Raw genomic sequence first — 17,401 nt, forward strand, 5'->3', positions numbered from 1 at the left:
AAAAATTTACACCTTTGAAGCTTTCTTCCTGGTTAACATACGTTTAATCTCATTAAGTTTCATTAACGCTTCTACAGGAGTTAGAGTATTTATATCAATATCTAAGATTTCTTCCTTGATTTGTTCTAATAAAGGATCGTCTAAATTAAAGAAGCTTAACTGAAGTTCATCTTCTTCCTGCATTCCTTTAATTTTATCAGTTAACTCTTCGCTACTATGAGATTTCTCTAATTTTTTAAGCATTTTATTGGCTCTATACAATACTTGTTGAGGCATCCCTGCCATTTTAGCCACATGAATACCAAAACTATGTTCACTACCTCCAGGAACCAGTTTGCGCAAAAACAAAACAGTATCTTTTAGTTCTTTGACCGATACATTATAGTTTTTAATTCTCTCAAAGGTTTCGCACATTTCATTTAACTCATGATAATGCGTAGCAAATAGAGTCTTAGGCCTTCCTGGGTGTTCATGTAAAAACTCACTAATGGCCCATGCAATAGAAATCCCATCATAGGTACTGGTACCTCGCCCAATCTCATCTAATAGCACTAGACTTCGATCAGATATATTGTTCAAAATACTTGCCGTTTCATTCATTTCTACCATAAAAGTAGATTCTCCCATAGAAATATTATCACTAGCACCGACCCTGGTAAATATTTTATCTACTACTCCAATTTTAGCTTCTTCTGCAGGCACAAAGCACCCCATTTGAGCTAGCAACACTATTAATGCTGTTTGTCGTAATATTGCCGATTTACCACTCATATTAGGACCTGTAATCATAATGATCTGCTGATGATCACGATCCAATAATACATCGTTAGCTATGTATTGTTCTCCTGGAGGTAACTGCTTTTCGATTACAGGATGACGTCCATTTTTTATTTCTAAATCAAAAGATTCATCAATCAATGGTCTTACATATTGATTCTCTTTAGCCAGTTGAGCAAACGATCCCAAACAGTCTAATTGTCCTATTAAAGAAGCATTTAATTGTACGGGTTTAATATATTCATTCATCCAGACAACCAAGTCATTAAATAATTGCTGTTCTAAAGCCAAAATCTTTTCTTCTGCTCCTAATATTTTAGCTTCATACTCTTTAAGCTCTTCGGTAATATAACGCTCTGCACTAACCAGGGTTTGTTTACGAATCCAGGTATCAGGCACTTTATCTTTATGTGTATTTCTAACCTCTATATAATAACCAAATACATTATTTGACGCTATTTTCAATGAAGTAATCCCGGTAGCTTCGGTTTCGCGTTCTAACATCTTATCTAGATAGTCTTTTCCAGAGAAAGCTATAGAACGTAACTCATCTAACTCATCCAAATACCCATCAGCAATCGTATTGCCTTTTAAGATATTTACCGGCGCCTCTTCGTTAAGTGTTTCTTTTATTTTGGTACGTAATACTTCACAATCATTAAGTGTATCTCCGATTACTTTTAATGCTTCGTTGTCGCTATTTGATGCTTGTGCTTTTATAGGAACGATTGCTTCTAAAGAGTTTTTGAGCTGAATCACCTCACGCGGACTAACCTTACCCGTAGCTACCTTAGAAATTAAGCGTTCTATATCACCTATTTGCTTTATTTGGTGCTGAATCTTTTGGTGTAATGTATGATTATCCAAAAAATATTGCACCACTTCATGTCGCTTTTGTATGGCTGCAATATTTTTTAATGGCAATGCTAACCAACGCTTTAATGTTCGCCCACCCATCGGTGAGATTGTTTTATCAATAACATCCAACAAGGTTACCGCATTTGTAGCATTGGCATGATACAATTCAAGGTTTCGTATTGTAAATCGATCCATCCAAATATATTGATCCTCTGCAATACGTTGGATAGCCGTTATATGTTTTAGCTTATGATGTTGTGTTTCACCTAAATAATGAAGAATTACGCCTGCGGCAATAATCCCTTCATGCAGATGATCTACCCCAAATCCTTTGAGAGAAGAAGTATTAAAGTGATCATTCAGGGTTTCGTTTGCATAATCAGTTTTAAACACCCAATCCTCAAGAAAAAACGCATGATTATCCTGACCAAAATCTTGATAAAAAGCTTGTTTTTTAGGCTTTGTGATAAGCACTTCGCTTGGCCTAAAATTCTGCATCAATTTATCCATATGTGCTACATCACCCTGAGCAGTCAAAAACTCTCCAGTTGAAACATCTAAAAATGCAATACCCAATTCTTTTTTACCATAATGCAATGCACATAAAAAATTATTGGTTTTGCTCTGTAGCACCTCATCATTTAATGCAACACCAGGTGTAACTAATTCGGTTACCCCTCGTTTTACAATCGTTTTTGTTTGTTTAGGATCTTCAAGCTGATCACATATCGCTACGCGTTCACCCGCCTTTACCAGTTTTGGCAAATAGGTATTTAAAGAATGATGAGGGAAACCAGCTAGAGCCGTTTCCTGATCACTACCATTACCCCTTTTGGTTTGAACAATATTAAGTATGGCAGCTGCTTTAATGGCATCTTCACCAAAAGTTTCATAAAAATCTCCTACTCTAAACAGCAATAATGCATCAGGATATTTTGCCTTAATCGCATTATATTGTTTCATCAATGGGGTTACTTTCTTAGCACTTTTTGCTGCCATTAGGCTTATAATTTATAGATCAGGCTAAAGTAGCTATTCTTCTATTTTTTTTGAAATATCACCACTGGGAGTTATTCAATTTTATTCACAATCATTAGTAGTTAGTATTTAGTAAGTAGTATTCAGTGAGTAGGATGAAGCAGGTAGTATAGCCGCTTGCAGAATGAGTTTTTGTCATTCCAGCGTAGGCTGGGATCCATTTACAATGTGTTCTTTACTGTTTATACCATTTAAAATACTCTTACAATTTGCAAAACATGTAAAAACAGAAATTATTTAGTGTAGATATTATGAAATATAGATTCCGGCCTACGCCGGAATAACAATAAATGATATTTTTGCAGCGATGGAAAGAAACAGGAAACTCAAAAACAGCGAACTTGATCGCAAAACGATAGCAGAATTTAAAGCTTCAGAAAAAACACGTTTAATTGTTATTCTGGATAACATTAGAAGCCTGAATAATATTGGGTCCGTTTTTAGAACAGCAGATGCTTTTTTGATTGAAAAAATATTTCTTTGTGGTATTACGGCGACTCCTCCACACAAAGACATTCAGAAAACCGCTCTTGGAGCTACCGATACAGTACTCTGGGAGCACAAAAAAGACACTCTTGAATTAGTACGGGAGCTACAATCAAAGAACATAAAAATCCTTTCTATCGAACAAGCCGAAAATGCAGTGATGCTTAATGATTTTGAACCCGAAACCAATCAAACTTATGCTATCATTTTTGGTAATGAGGTCAAAGGCGTACAACAGGAAGTAGTTTCAGAAAGTAACACTGTGATAGAAATACCCCAATTTGGAAGCAAACATTCTCTCAATATTTCGGTAAGTGCGGGGGTTGTCATTTGGGACTTGTTTTGTAAGTTAAATATTAATAAGCTATAAGTCCTAGCAATAAAAGCACTCTATCACCTATAGGCGTTATTCAACTAAACCGTCAATAATAATTATCTCTTCCAAAATCGAAATATAATCTACCCTATTGGCTATAAAATCTCTATCAGACACATCAATGATTTTGACATTAAAATCAGATTGCGATTTAATAAACTGAAGATACCCTTTGTTGATCTTATCAAGATATTCGGCAGGGATTTTTTGCTCATACTCTCGACCTCTATTTTTAATATTTTCTAAAAGGCGCTCTGTATTTTGATATAAATAAACATATAACCCAGGTTTTGGAAGGTTTATATACATCAGGTCGAATACTTTTTTATATAATTTATACTCTTCCTCTTGCAAAGTAACCTTTGCAAAGATTAGTGACTTAAACACATCGTAATCACTTACAACAAAATCTTTAAACAAATCAAACTGGGCTATATCATCTTGCATGCGCTGATAACGATCTGCCAGAAATGACATTTCTAAAGGAAACGCATAGCGCTCCATATCGTTATAAAACTTTGGTAAAAAAGGATTATCTGCAAAACGTTCTAAAATTAATTTAGCATTAAACTCTTTAGAGATCAATTTTGCCAAGCTTGTTTTTCCTGCCCCTATATTACCTTCTATAGTAAGATATTCAAATCTTGATAAATCATAGCCTTCTTTTGGATTTGTAATCTTTTGATCCAATTGAAGTATTTGTGATGTGTCTGAGGTATTTTCTAATAATTGAGATACAGTCTGCTTTAATTTAGGGTGACTCACTTCTGAAGCAATATCTACCAGCGGCTTTAAAACAAACTTTCGGTCTTGTATCGCTGGATGCGGAACAACTAATTTTTCTGTGTTAATCTCTCCTTCTGAAGAAAAAACGATATCCAAATCAATCGTTCTCGCTTCATATCCATCGGCGGCACTTCGGTTTCTACCCAGCATGGTTTCAATCTCTAAAAGCTTATCTAGAACTTCTGCTGTAGTGTAAAAGGTTTCAATTAAAGCACAGGCATTATAAAAATCTGCACTATCAAAACCCCAGGCCGGAGTTTGATATACTTCAGAAACCGAAATAACATCTCCAATAATTTTATAAATATGTTCAATTGCTTTTTGAAGAAAATCTAAGCGATCTCCCATATTACTGCCTAGCGAAATATGTATTTGATGAGCCGTTTTCAAGTTTGGATTTTTATAATATGGTCAGAACTCCTTATTTTTAAGAGCAAATTAAGCAAAACAAAATCACATCACCTTATTTTTGGGTGAACTATTATTAACGATATCTATTTTGAACGAATCCTCCCTTACCCTAAAAGATAAAAAATCTGCCTATAGAATTTATTTAATCCTAGGCGCATTGTTTATTTCATCTCTGGTTGCTTCTAATTTAATTTTTCAAAAATTCTTTTATTGGGATTTTTTCGGAATATATACTTTCGAGATTTCCGTAGGTATTCTTCCGTACCCCATTACTTTTTTGATTACAGATATTATAAGTGAAATATTTGGTAAAAGAAAAGCTAATCAGATTGTTACTGCTGGTATTTTTGCTTCATTTTTCTCTTTACTCATTGTATCTGCTTCTGCAGCTGTGCCCGCCACCTCATGGTCCCCTATAAATGATGAACTATTTAATAAAGTTTTTGGAGCCACGGCTATAGCAGTTTTTGCATCTATGATCGCCTATCTTTTTGCTCAATATATTGATATTCAGATTTTTCATTTCTGGAAGCGCGTTACCAAAGGAAAGCACTTATGGTTGCGCAATAATTTCTCTACATTCTCTTCACAATTTATAGATACATTAACTGTGCTTTTATTACTCTGCTCTACAGGAATCATAAATTGGGATCGTTTTGGTGTTTTATTACTTAATGGTTTTTTATTTAAAGTGCTTGTTGCTGCATTAGACACCCCTGTTTTATATCTTGGTGTATATATTTTAAGGAGAAGGTTTAAGTTAAAACAGGGAGGCGAATTAACACTTGAAATTTAAAATCTAACAAATAGTTAACTTAAAAAAGTAACATATATCTTTGTAATCCTTTATTTTACAAAAAAGCTATACCCATGAGACTTACATGTTCAAAATAAACATTAAAGACGAATGAATATTTTGAATATCGAAGCCCGTATATCACCCAAAAAACAATAAAAATAAACACATGAAAAAAGCCCTCAAAATTCTAGGTGTCATTTTACTACTATTTGTTATCACAATTATTTCTATACCATTTTTATTTAAAGGAACAATACAAGATAAAGTGCGCTATTTGGTAAATGAACATGTAAATGCAAAAGTTGACTTTGCAAATATTGATATAAGCCTGGTTAGAAGTTTCCCAAAGGCCTCAGTAATTATAGATGAACTTTCTATACTTAACTACGCACCTTTTGAAGGAGACACATTGGCGTACTCAAAAAAAATTGCCCTTGATATGTCTATCAATGAATTATTCAAAGATGCTACAGAAGCGATTAGCGTTCAAAAAATAATAATAGACCAGGCCAATATTGCTATAAAAACAGACTCTTTGGGTAACTCTAATTTTGATATTGCCCGAAAACAAGAAGATATTACTGAAACTGAGCCTGAAGAAAAAGACAGTTCTTTTACTTTCGCTTTAGAACATTATGAGATTAATGATAGCAAGATTGTATTTAGTGATAATGTAAGCAAGACATTCTTAACACTTACACACCTTAATCACAACGGCGATGGATCAGTATCGGGTGACAAAGTAATTCTAGACACCCAAACCAATTCTGAAGCATCCTTTAGCCTGGATGACACTAAATATTTAAACAAAAACAAACTACAGTTAGATGCTCAAATAGAATTAGATCTCAAAAATCAACGGTATTCTTTTAAAGAAAATAAAGTACTGATAAATAGATTACCACTAGAATTTGCGGGCTTTGTTCAATTAAAAGAAAAGTATACTGATGTAGACCTTAGTTTCAAGACACCTACTTCTGATTTTAAAAACTTTTTAGCTGTTATTCCTGAAGCATATGCCAAAAATCTGGATGGTGTGCAAACGAGTGGAGATTTCTCTATTGACGGGCAAATTAAAGGCAAATCAGACGACACCTATATCCCTAAAATGGATATTAAAATTGTATCGCATAATGCCGCTTTTAAATATCCCGATCTACCAAAAGGTGTAAAAAACATCAATATCGATACACAAATTAAAAATGAAACTGGCTTAGTTGATGACACCTATATCAAAATTGGTAATCTTACCTTTAAGATAGATCAAGATTCTTTTGCTGCAAACGGTAGCCTAAGAAATCTAACCAAAAACATGATTGTAGATATGGCGTTAAAAGGAACCTTAAACCTGGCCAATCTAAATCAAGCATATCCTTTAGAGCTTGAAGAAAAAATAAATGGCGTGGTTCGGGCAGATATTAAAACTCATTTCGACATGCAGTCTTTAGAAAAAGAGCATTATCAAAATGTAAAAAGTTCAGGAGTTGCCAGTATTTCTGAATTTACGTATGCTTCCACCGAATTACCTAACGAAATAAATATTGAAAAAGCCAACGTGAGTTTCAACCCTCAGACTATATCTTTGGATCAAATGGAAGCGACTACAGGCAAATCAGACCTTGCCGCAACGGGTACTATCGATAACCTTATGGGGTTCTTATTTGCAAAACAAGATCTTAAAGGAAATTTTGATGTTAATTCTAATGTTTTTGCCGTAAGTGATTTTATGATCAATGAACCCGAAAGCGAAGAGGAAAACACTAATACCAATAGTACCACTGAAGAAGAAACCATGAAAATACCTTCTTTTATAGATGCTACTCTAAATTTTGACACCAAAAAAGTTTTATACGACAACTTGGTCCTTCAAAATGCAAAAGGTACTGTTAAGATAAAAGACGAAACTGCTTATTTACAGAATGTAACCTCCAATATTTTTAACGGAGGTATGGCTATTGACGGTAACGTTTCTACCAAATCTAAAGTCCCCACATTTGCAATGGCATTAGACTTGAGCAAAATTGACATCACTCAATCCTTTAACAACCTTGAACTAATAAAAGGCTTGGCACCCATTGCAAAAGCATTAACCGGTAATTTAACTACACAAATAAATCTAAACGGTAATCTTAACGATGACCTTACACCAGTGCTAACCTCGTTAAAAGGAAAAGCCCTTGCCGAAATCCTTAATGCAAAAGTATCCACTTCAAAAACTCCATTGTTATCCAACCTAAATAGTCAATTAAGTTTTGTGGAAATGGACAAACTTAATCTTAAGGACATAAAAACAAATCTGAGTTTTGATGATGGGAAAATCAATGTAAAGCCATTTGAATTTGATGTTGAAGGCATAAAAATAACAGCTGGCGGTAGTCATAGTTTTGACCGAAGTATGGATTACAATGTATCATTAGATGTACCGGTAAAGTACTTAGGAAACGAGGTTGGAAGTTTAATGTCTCAACTCAATGAAGAAGAAATTAATACTACCACAGTTCCTTTACCTATTGGGATATCTGGAAATTTTACGAATCCAAAAATTAACCTAAATACTGGTCAAGCCGTAAAAGATCTCACGCAGCAACTAATAAATAAGCAAAAAGAAAAAGCAAAAGATCAATTAGTTGACAAAGGGCAAAAAGCCTTAACAGATTTATTAGGTGGATCTAAAAAAGATACAGAGAAAAACGATACCGAAAACAATAACACCGAAGAAACCTTAAAAAATACGGCTAAAAATATTCTCGGTGGTTTCCTTGGGAAGAAGAAAAAGAAAGACACTACAAAGAACGGAAATTAATACTGAAATCTTTTGACCTAACGTGAAATTCTAAAGCATTTTATCAGTGATCAGCATTGTGTTAAAAAACATCATTATAACAACAATTTAGAACTACAAATGTTAAAAAAATGATTTTTTTTGAAAAAATTATGATTTAATATCTACAAAACACATGTAAAAAAACACCAATATATGAGGGAAAACTCCCCATTTTAAAAAAAATTTCGTCCTTTAATCGATTTTGTTTACTTTTTATTTAAATAAAATAAACATCAGTTAATTTTTTGAGTATCAACAAAATACCTTATTAATCAGTAAGAATTTTACTCTTAATGTTTTGCTAATTTTTTACAAAACACCGACAAACGTACAAAGTTTACGGTAAAAACGTAACCTACATATTTAAAACTCTCCTAAATTAGTGTTTCCAAAATTGGTAGAAAGAAATTTCTTCCAAAATCTTAACCCCAAAAAAACCTATCATGAAAAAAAGATGTTTTCTGATTACAGCTTTTGCAATTCTATTTTTTCCTTTTTTAACTCTTGCACAAAATCTTGATGAAAATAATAAATGGGCAAGAACCTGGACTAACTTCGCGCCTAATAAAACCGATTATCCTCAAGCCGAAGAAAAACTACCTAACATTATTGCTAATAATACATATCTAAGAAACGATGTTGTTTATTTACTTTCAGGAGATGTATATGTTGTGAACAATGCTTCTTTGACCATACAGGAAGGAACTATAATTAGATGCGATCACGAAAACCCGGCAAATCTTATTGTTACCAAAGGCTCAAAGTTAGTAGCTGTAGGATCCATGGCTTATCCAATTGTATTTACATCCAACAAAGGACCTAAATCCAGAAATAGTGGAGACTGGGGAGGAATAACTATAGCGGGATCCGGAAAAGTTAATACCGTATCTGGTAGCGGAATAATCCCAGGAGATTATAAACCTCAATTCTCTGTTTATGGAGGAAATCAATATAATGAAGAAACGACTATCCTGAGATATGTAAGAATAGAATTCTCTGGAAACTCAATAAAAAGAAAACAAGGATCTAATGGTTTATCATTATACGGAATCGGAACATCTTCAATTATAGATAATATAATGGTGAGTCACCCGGGTCAAGATGCTTTTAATATTCACGGAGGGAAAAACAACATCCGAAATCTAATTTCTCTGAAAGCTCAAGGAAATGATTTTCAATTTTCTGAAGGATTCAAAGGAAATTTAAATAATATCATAGCAATTCGTCATCCATATATCAATAGTTCAAAGGGATCGTATGCAATTGCAGCCGACGGATATGATAAAAATATGGGATATACTAATCCTAGCTCGGTTACCGATGTAACAATATCAAACGCTACTCTTGTCAATTTATCTGATAAAAGCAACTATCAGCATACAGCTTCAGCTATTTTAACTTCAAATCTTGCAACATTATATATTCACAACTCTAAAATATCTGGTTTTTCTGATGTAGTAAAATTTGATAATTCATATGTTTCTCTTCCAAAAATGCAAAAAGCATTTATGATGGATAATAGTTTTTTTAATATTCATGGAGAAGGTGTAGATGTGGTTAATCAATCTATGAAAAAACAATCTTTAAACATTCTTAAATACAATAGATTTACTAAAAATTTTGTAGATGTAAACGATTTATTCAGCAATCCGTTAAGCAATGTTGTTCCAAAATTTGACTTAAAACAATCGTTAAACACCTATATGGTGATGCAGTAAAAATCGTTCTGAATTTATTACTGCAAAACTGTTGAAATACTATTATAGAGATATTATGTTTAGATTATTAATCAATCTTGTTTTACTTTTAGCAATTAATACTGTTTTTTCACAAAAAACTGATGAAGCTATATTTTTTAGTCAAAAAAAACAGATCAACAAATTTCATACAATTAGTGATTTAGAGGCGATAAAAAAAGGAGATCTTATAACACTGTATCAAGATCGAGTAGAAGAAATCATAACGGTACTCCCTTTCTTATCCCTAACTAATGAACCGGGTATTCGATTGCGGGATATAGGGATTAAGGAAGATTCTCGCCATCTTAAAACACTAAAAAACAGCAAAACAGATACAGAAAAAAACATCGAAAGCGCAAATGTAGCCATAGAAGAACTAGTTGCATATGCAGATACCGAAAAAATCATTTGGGCCATCTTATACTTTGAAGAAGTTATTAAAAAAATGAGAATAGGTGCCAGTGGAAATTTTTGAAAAAGTATACTTCCTCTAGGCGAGTCCATGACATCAGTTGGAACATAATTTTGATTTCCAGACAAGCCTTTGAGCATTTAAAATCTCGATTATCGAGTAAAAATATTGTAATGTGTTTAAATTATCATATTTACTTAGGGTAGGAAGCGGCAATTGCCGCTTCTGTTTTTAAATAATTTGTAAGATTTATAAAATAAACACTACTAAACGGTCATGATACTATTATATCTTTTATTTGGAACACTTATAGCTATAGTAGGGGCAATTCCTCTAGGAGCTGTAAATCTTGCCGTAATCAACACCGCTATAAAAGAAAATATAAAGAGTGCATCATATATTGCACTGGCGGCAGGTATAGGCGAGATAGTATTAGCATTTTTCGCACTGCACTGTAGCATGGAGTTATCCGATTTTTTTCATGAAAACCAATGGATTCAAATTAGTTTTATTGTAGCCTTCCTTTTAATTGGTATCTACTTTATGCATCTAGCAAGTATACCTCGTCAAAAAAGCAAACAATACAAATTAAAGTTATCAAACTCTAAAGTTCTTACTGGTTTTTCATTAGCGCTTCTAAATCCTCCAGTCATTATTTATTGGATTTTAGCAATTTCGCTTACCAACAAGCACATTTTTACACTTACAACCCAAAACCCTTTATCTACTTTATTGCTTTTCTTTATAGGAATTTATCTTGGTAAAATAGGAACACTCTATTTTTATGGTAAATGGGGGAATAAAATAGCAAAAAAGCAAGGAGGTTCTAAAACCAAGCTTCATCGAATAATAGGTATTGCTTTAATAACTATTTCTGTTTTTCAAAGTATTAAATTTATCATAGAATAATACCTAAGTTATTTATTGAGAATACAGTTTTTTCATTGATTTATACAAGTAAATTAGCTATACTTACCACTAAATTTGTTGACTCCTAAAGCCAAGTAATGTCCACAAAAAATAACACCAGTCATACACTAACACTATCAAAAGAAGAGATGCAACAATATGGTTATAAAATCATCGATCATATTGTGGATCACTTTGAAAATCAAAACTCCAAAAAACCCGTTGCTCTGGCTACCAGAGAAGAAATGGATTCTTTATTAACCGAAAGTATCCCTAATCAACCATCGTCGGCATCTGAAGTTTTAGATTTTGTAATGAATCAGGTTATTCCTAATAGCAATATTGTATCTCATCCAAAATCATACTCTTTTGTACCTGGTCCAAGCAATTATGTAAGTGTTATGGCAGATACTATTGCCACTGGCTTCAATATATTTTCAGGGGGTTGGGCAGCATCACCAGCTGCAGCAGAACTTGAAATAGTAACTATGAACTGGTTGCTTGAGATTTTTGGATTCCCAACTAAAAAAGGCGGTGGTATTTTTACAAGTGGAGGTTCTATGGCAAATTTGACGGCCCTGGTTACAGCTCGTAGAATTAAGTGTGGAGATGATTTTTCTAAAGCGACTATTTACCTTTCTGATCAAGCACATTCATCAAATATTAAAGCAATAAAGGTAATAGGCTTCAAAAAAGAACAAATTCGCATCATCCCAACGGATATGGAGTTTAAAATATCACTCAATAAGTTAAAAAACATAATCGCCAAAGATCGCCTAGAAGGACTACAACCATTTTGCATCATTGCATCGGCAGGAACCACAAATACTGGCACTGTAGATCCTCTAAACGAAATCGCCGATATTTGTGAGAATGAAAATATGTGGTTTCATATTGATGGGGCCTATGGGGGTGCCGCTATTTTAGCTGAAAATGGGCAACATTTACTTAAAGGAATTGAAAGAGCCGATTCTTTAACTGTTGATCCGCATAAATGGTTTTATCAGCCTTATGAAATAGGATGCTTATTAGTAAAAAACCACAGTTGGCTAAGCAGTACGTTTAGTGAAAAACCAGAATACCTGCGTGATATTGAAGGTAATGAATCTGAAATCAATTTCTATGATCATGGCATTCAATTAACTCGTCGTTTTCGTGCTTTAAAGTTTTACATGTCTTTAAAAACTTTTGGGTTAGCATCTTTCAAGAAAGCAATAACATACAATATTAACTTGGCCGAGCAAACAGAAGCATTATTGAGAAAAAGTGTTCTCTGGGAAATAACATCTCCGGCCACATTAGCCATTATTAATTTTAGATATCATCCCATAGGTCATAATTTGTCTGAAGAAGAACTAGATCAAATAAATCAAAACATTTCAAAGAAAATAACCCAGTCAAAAGAAGCACTTTTAGTGACGACTGTGCTACAGGGACAAGTTGTACTTAGAATGTGCCTAATAAATCCCAGAACCACTATAGAGGATATTAAAAACACCCTTGAGCAGTGTGAAATTTATGGACAAGAACAACTTTTAGAGATCACCAATACATAATACTATCAATTTACTATCAATTTACTATCAATTTCACCACATAGCCTTCATTATTACGAACGTTAAAAACGGTATTATCTTCAAAAATTAGATACTGCCCTTTAATTCCTTTAAGAATTCCAGAAAATGCAGGTGTTTTTTCTAGGTTAAGACTTTTCAATTTTTCTGGGTATTGCAATACCGGAAAACGCAGCTCTGTTTCTTTACCGTTTTCAACAAAATACTCTTTTACCTCTTCAGGAAGAAAGTCTTTTAGCTTATTTTTATATTCTATTAGATCTTGATCAACTACTTCATTTTTAAGCATAGTTCGCCAATTTGTTTTATCAGCCACATGTTCTTTTAATGCAACTTCGGTAATACCAGCCAGGTAACGATTAGGAACCTCTACAACTTCTATCGCCTCATGAGCCCCTTGATCAATCCATCGAGTCGGAACTTGTGATTTCCGGGTAACCCCCACCTTAACATTACTTGAGTTTGCCAAATACACAATATGAGGCTGAAGCTGCGCTTTTTTTTCAAATTCCAGATCCCTATCTTCTATCCCTAAATGTGCCTGACTAAGTTCTGGACGCATGACCCAATCCCCCACTTGTGGTTGGTTGTAAAAATCGTCATAACAATATCCCTGTCTAAATATCTTTTTATTTTCGCCGCAGGCAAGGCATTGATATTTCACAAACTCTATACTTACTTTTTTATCTAATAACTGGTTAACATGAATAAAATCAGATTCAAAAATTAGATAATACTGAATAGGATCCCCTATCTCTGTTTGCATTTTGGTAAGCACTCCTTGATATTGCATAAAATTTTGTTATAAATTAACCCTGTAAGAAGAATGTGATTATTTTTATTATTTTAGTTGACAACAACCAAAAATAGTAAGTTAAGAACTATTTCAGCATAAATATACGTCAAAAAATGCCAATCCCATTAGTTAATTCGATCGCCAGCTGGTTCCTAAAAAAGCGGTTTCATCAAATGGAGCTTTTTCTTAAGTACCCCAATGAAGTTCAACAAGAATTGCTGCATGTGTTATTGGAAACCGCAAAGAATACAGAGTTTGGTAAAAAATATGATTTTACATCTATACGCAATTACGAAACATTTGCTGAACGCGTGCCAATTAGATCATATGAAGATTATGAATCCATGATCGAAAGAAGTCGTCACGGCGAAAATAATATCTTTTGGCCTACTTCTATTAAATGGTTCGCCAAATCGAGTGGTACAACAAGTTCAAAAAGTAAATTTATACCGGTAAGCCAAGAATCATTAGAAGATTGTCATTTTGCCGCCGGAAAAGATCTCTTATGCATGTACCTAAACAACAATGAAGATTCTCAACTTTTTACTGGAAAAAGTCTTCGATTAGGTGGGAGTAAAGAATTATCAAAAAACAATGGCACATCTTATGGTGATCTATCGGCTATTATTATTGACAATATGCCTTTTTGGGCAGATTTTAGTTCAACACCAAGCAGTGAAGTATCTTTAATGAGTGATTGGGAGTTTAAAATGAATGCAATTGTTCATGAAACGATACAAGAAAATGTAACAAGTTTAGCTGGAGTACCATCATGGATGCTCGTCTTATTAAATCAAGTACTTGAAACCACTGGAAATAAAAATCTTTTCGAAGTATGGAATAACCTAGAGGTATATTTTCATGGTGGGGTAAACTTTGACCCTTACAGAGATCAATATAAAAAGATATTACCCAAAGATTCTTTTAAATATTATGAGATTTATAATGCATCTGAAGGATTCTTTGCCATCCAGGATCATAACGACTCCGAAGAATTATTGTTAATGCTCGATTACGGAATCTTTTATGAATTTATCCCAATGGAAACCTATGGTAGTACCGAAGAGAAAGTAATTCCTTTAAGCGAGGTAGAAATAGGAAAAAATTATGCAGTTATTATCACTACCAATGCCGGTTTATGGAGATATAAAATAGGAGACACAATACGTTTTACATCAATAGATCCATATAGAATTAAGGTATCTGGTAGAACAAAACACCATATTAATGTATTTGGAGAAGAATTAATTATTGAAAATGCCGAAGAAGCCTTAAAAAGAGCTACTAGACAAACCAATAGTGAAATTGTAGACTATACCGTTGCTCCCATTTTTATGAAAGGCAAAGAAAAAGGTGCTCATGAATGGGTAATTGAATTCAAAAAACACCCAGAAAACCTAACAGAATTCTCTCATGTTTTAGATCAAAATTTACAACAAGTAAACAGTGATTATGAGGCTAAAAGATATAATGACACTACGCTCAATATACTACAAATACGAGAAGCAAGGCCTAACCTATTTTATGACTGGTTAAAAAAGAATGGTAAGTTAGGAGGACAACATAAAATACCAAGGCTATCTAATAAAAGAACCTATGTTGAAGAATTATTAGAACTCAACAAGGTTAACTCATGCTCATCATCATAAAAACGAATTTGACAATCACTTGTCGTTTTATCTATTAAATCTTAATGAAATTTTAATATTTTTTACGGTTAAACCGTAAAAAATATGTGTAAGAATTGTTGTTTTTAACAAAAAAAACAGTATTTCATCGTTCAAAAAAAGCGTTTGATCTAAAAATTTGCAAATCATTTTTTGAGCTCTATTTTTCATATTAAATTTGATACCAGATAGTTACAAATATATCAAAGCCCCTTAATATGAAATCTACACTAGTATTCTTTATTTTTTTCGCACTAACTTTAAGTATTAATGCACAAGAAACTAAAACTATTGATAGTAAAAATAACCACAAAAATTTTGTTTCTGAAAATACAAACAACAATACTTCCCCTAGTACAATATTAACGCCGCTAACTGACGATTTAATTGAAGATAACATCTGTTATGCAGAAATATCTAAAGTAACTTTTTTCAAGGCGTTAATCAAACAAAATGGTTTTGATATTACTATTCAGGAAGGTGACGATAACAATACTGATATCGCATTAAAAAGTACTGAAGAAATCATAACCAGTAACAAAGAACGCATATCGTATTCGGAATAATGCCCTACTTATCTTATTTAAATTACCCCTAATGAATTATTAGATTATTGTCCCAACTAATAGGCCAACAAAAAACACCGTTATACATGTATAACGGTGTTTTTTTATATATAAAATTATCACTTACTTATGATACAGCTTTGAGCTTTTTGATCGTGGATTTATTAAGCTTTTTCTCAGCATAATCCTTAGTTACTCTAAATTCTGTTTCTTCACTCTCTGGCAATTCAAACATAGCATCTGTTAAAATCGCCTCACAAAGTGATCTCAAACCTCTGGCTCCAAGTTTATACTCCATAGCCTTTTCTACAATATAATCTAACGCCCCATCTGTGATTGAAAAGGAGATATTATCCATTTCAAACAACTTTTTATACTGCTTTATTATAGCATTTTTTGGTGCTGTTAAAATAGATCTTAGCGTTTCCTCATCTAATGGATTCATATAAGATAGTACAGGAAGTCTTCCTATTATCTCTGGAATCAATCCAAAATCTTTTAAATCTTTAGGAATTATATACTGAAGTAGATTATCCTTTTCTATAGAGTCTTCACTTTTTGAAGCACTATAACCCACTGCTTGCATATTAAGGCGCTTCTGGATCATTTTTTCGATACCATCAAAGGCACCTCCAGCAATGAAAAGGATATTCTCGGTATTAACCTCAATAAATTTCTGATCTGGATGTTTTCTACCTCCTTTTGGTGGAACATTAACCACTGTACCTTCTAAGAGTTTAAGTAGTGCTTGTTGCACTCCTTCACCAGATACATCTCTAGTAATGCTAGGGTTATCGCTTTTACGGGCTATTTTATCTATTTCATCTATAAAAACTATCCCTCTTTGCGCTTTTTCAAGATTATAATCTGCAGCTTGCAAAAGTCTGGTTAAAATGCTTTCTACATCTTCACCTACATAACCAGCTTCTGTTAACACAGTAGCATCTACAATAGCCAAGGGTACATTAAGCATTTTTGCAATGGTTTTAGCCATCAGCGTTTTACCAGTACCTGTTTGCCCCACCATAATGATATTACTTTTCTGGATTTCAATATCATCTTCTGTTTGTGGTTGTAGTAATCGTTTATAATGATTATAAACAGCTACCGACATTATTTTTTTGGTAAACTCCTGCCCTATGACATATTCATCCAAAAATTTCTTAATAGCCATTGGTTTGCGCAGCATTAATTCGCTACTCAACTCACCGGTTTCTTCTTCTTTAGCTTCTTCTACTACAATTCCATGAGCCTGAACAATACATCGATCACATATATGTGCATCTAATCCTGCTATTAGCAAATTAGTTTCAGGCTTTTTTCTCCCACAAAAAGAGCATTCTAAATCTTCTTTGGCCATCGTTATCTAGTTTCTGTTAATTT

Annotated in this window: 13 protein-coding genes; 9 read left to right on the forward strand and 4 right to left on the reverse strand. The window is 33.3% G+C overall.

From position 1 onward, the window contains the following. Positions 1-6: 6 nt before the first annotated feature. Positions 7-2,634 (reverse strand): DNA mismatch repair protein MutS, encoded by a 2,628-nt coding sequence (gene mutS, locus JJQ60_RS08850; RefSeq protein ID WP_201918783.1) that lies wholly within the window; start codon positions 2,632-2,634, stop codon positions 7-9. A gap of 346 nt (positions 2,635-2,980) precedes the next feature. Here mutS and JJQ60_RS08855 point away from each other — a divergent pair, with 346 nt between their 5' ends. Next, entirely contained in the window at positions 2,981-3,529 is a 549-nt protein-coding gene (locus tag JJQ60_RS08855; RefSeq protein WP_201918785.1) for an RNA methyltransferase, read from the forward strand. A 36-nt stretch (positions 3,530-3,565) separates the two neighbouring features. On the opposite strand, the gene folK is transcribed toward JJQ60_RS08855, so the two are convergent. Next, a complete protein-coding gene (gene folK, locus JJQ60_RS08860; RefSeq protein ID WP_201918787.1) occupies positions 3,566-4,711 on the reverse strand; it encodes a 2-amino-4-hydroxy-6-hydroxymethyldihydropteridine diphosphokinase in 1,146 nt (381 codons plus the stop codon). Between the two features lie 109 nt (positions 4,712-4,820). Here folK and JJQ60_RS08865 point away from each other — a divergent pair, with 109 nt between their 5' ends. The 6 genes from JJQ60_RS08865 (at position 4,821) to JJQ60_RS08890 (ending at position 12,971) form a co-directional block, all read left to right on the forward strand. Then, positions 4,821-5,528 carry a queuosine precursor transporter gene (locus tag JJQ60_RS08865; protein WP_201919694.1) on the forward strand — a complete coding sequence of 236 codons (708 nt, stop codon included), beginning with the start codon at positions 4,821-4,823 and terminating at the stop codon, positions 5,526-5,528. 169 nt (positions 5,529-5,697) lie between these two features. Beyond that, complete coding sequence (locus JJQ60_RS08870) at positions 5,698-8,334, forward strand: AsmA family protein (RefSeq protein WP_201918789.1); 2,637 nt, start codon at positions 5,698-5,700, stop codon at positions 8,332-8,334. Between the two features lie 464 nt (positions 8,335-8,798). Further along, positions 8,799-10,073 carry a hypothetical protein gene (locus tag JJQ60_RS08875; protein WP_201918791.1) on the forward strand — a complete coding sequence of 425 codons (1,275 nt, stop codon included), beginning with the start codon at positions 8,799-8,801 and terminating at the stop codon, positions 10,071-10,073. A 55-nt stretch (positions 10,074-10,128) separates the two neighbouring features. Next, positions 10,129-10,569: a hypothetical protein gene (locus JJQ60_RS08880; RefSeq protein ID WP_201918793.1), complete on the forward strand. Its 441-nt coding sequence runs from the start codon at positions 10,129-10,131 to the stop codon at positions 10,567-10,569. A 213-nt stretch (positions 10,570-10,782) separates the two neighbouring features. Continuing rightward, complete coding sequence (locus JJQ60_RS08885) at positions 10,783-11,415, forward strand: LysE family transporter (RefSeq protein WP_201918795.1); 633 nt, start codon at positions 10,783-10,785, stop codon at positions 11,413-11,415. A 98-nt stretch (positions 11,416-11,513) separates the two neighbouring features. Next, complete coding sequence (locus tag JJQ60_RS08890) at positions 11,514-12,971, forward strand: pyridoxal phosphate-dependent decarboxylase family protein (protein ID WP_201918797.1); 1,458 nt, start codon at positions 11,514-11,516, stop codon at positions 12,969-12,971. A gap of 16 nt (positions 12,972-12,987) precedes the next feature. On the opposite strand, the gene JJQ60_RS08895 is transcribed toward JJQ60_RS08890, so the two are convergent. Beyond that, entirely contained in the window at positions 12,988-13,782 is a 795-nt protein-coding gene (locus JJQ60_RS08895) for a DUF2797 domain-containing protein (protein ID WP_201918799.1), read from the reverse strand. A gap of 116 nt (positions 13,783-13,898) precedes the next feature. Between JJQ60_RS08895 and JJQ60_RS08900 the strand changes: the two genes are divergently transcribed. Then, positions 13,899-15,434: a GH3 auxin-responsive promoter family protein gene (locus JJQ60_RS08900; RefSeq protein ID WP_201918801.1), complete on the forward strand. Its 1,536-nt coding sequence runs from the start codon at positions 13,899-13,901 to the stop codon at positions 15,432-15,434. Between the two features lie 236 nt (positions 15,435-15,670). Further along, complete coding sequence (locus JJQ60_RS08905) at positions 15,671-16,018, forward strand: hypothetical protein (RefSeq protein ID WP_201918803.1); 348 nt, start codon at positions 15,671-15,673, stop codon at positions 16,016-16,018. A gap of 127 nt (positions 16,019-16,145) precedes the next feature. On the opposite strand, the gene clpX is transcribed toward JJQ60_RS08905, so the two are convergent. Beyond that, a complete protein-coding gene (gene clpX, locus JJQ60_RS08910) occupies positions 16,146-17,378 on the reverse strand; it encodes an ATP-dependent Clp protease ATP-binding subunit ClpX (protein ID WP_201918805.1) in 1,233 nt (410 codons plus the stop codon). Positions 17,379-17,401 lie beyond the last annotated feature (23 nt).

Origin of the sequence: Aquimarina mytili (genome assembly GCF_016735115.1) — a bacterium.
Classification (GTDB): domain Bacteria; phylum Bacteroidota; class Bacteroidia; order Flavobacteriales; family Flavobacteriaceae; genus Aquimarina; species Aquimarina mytili.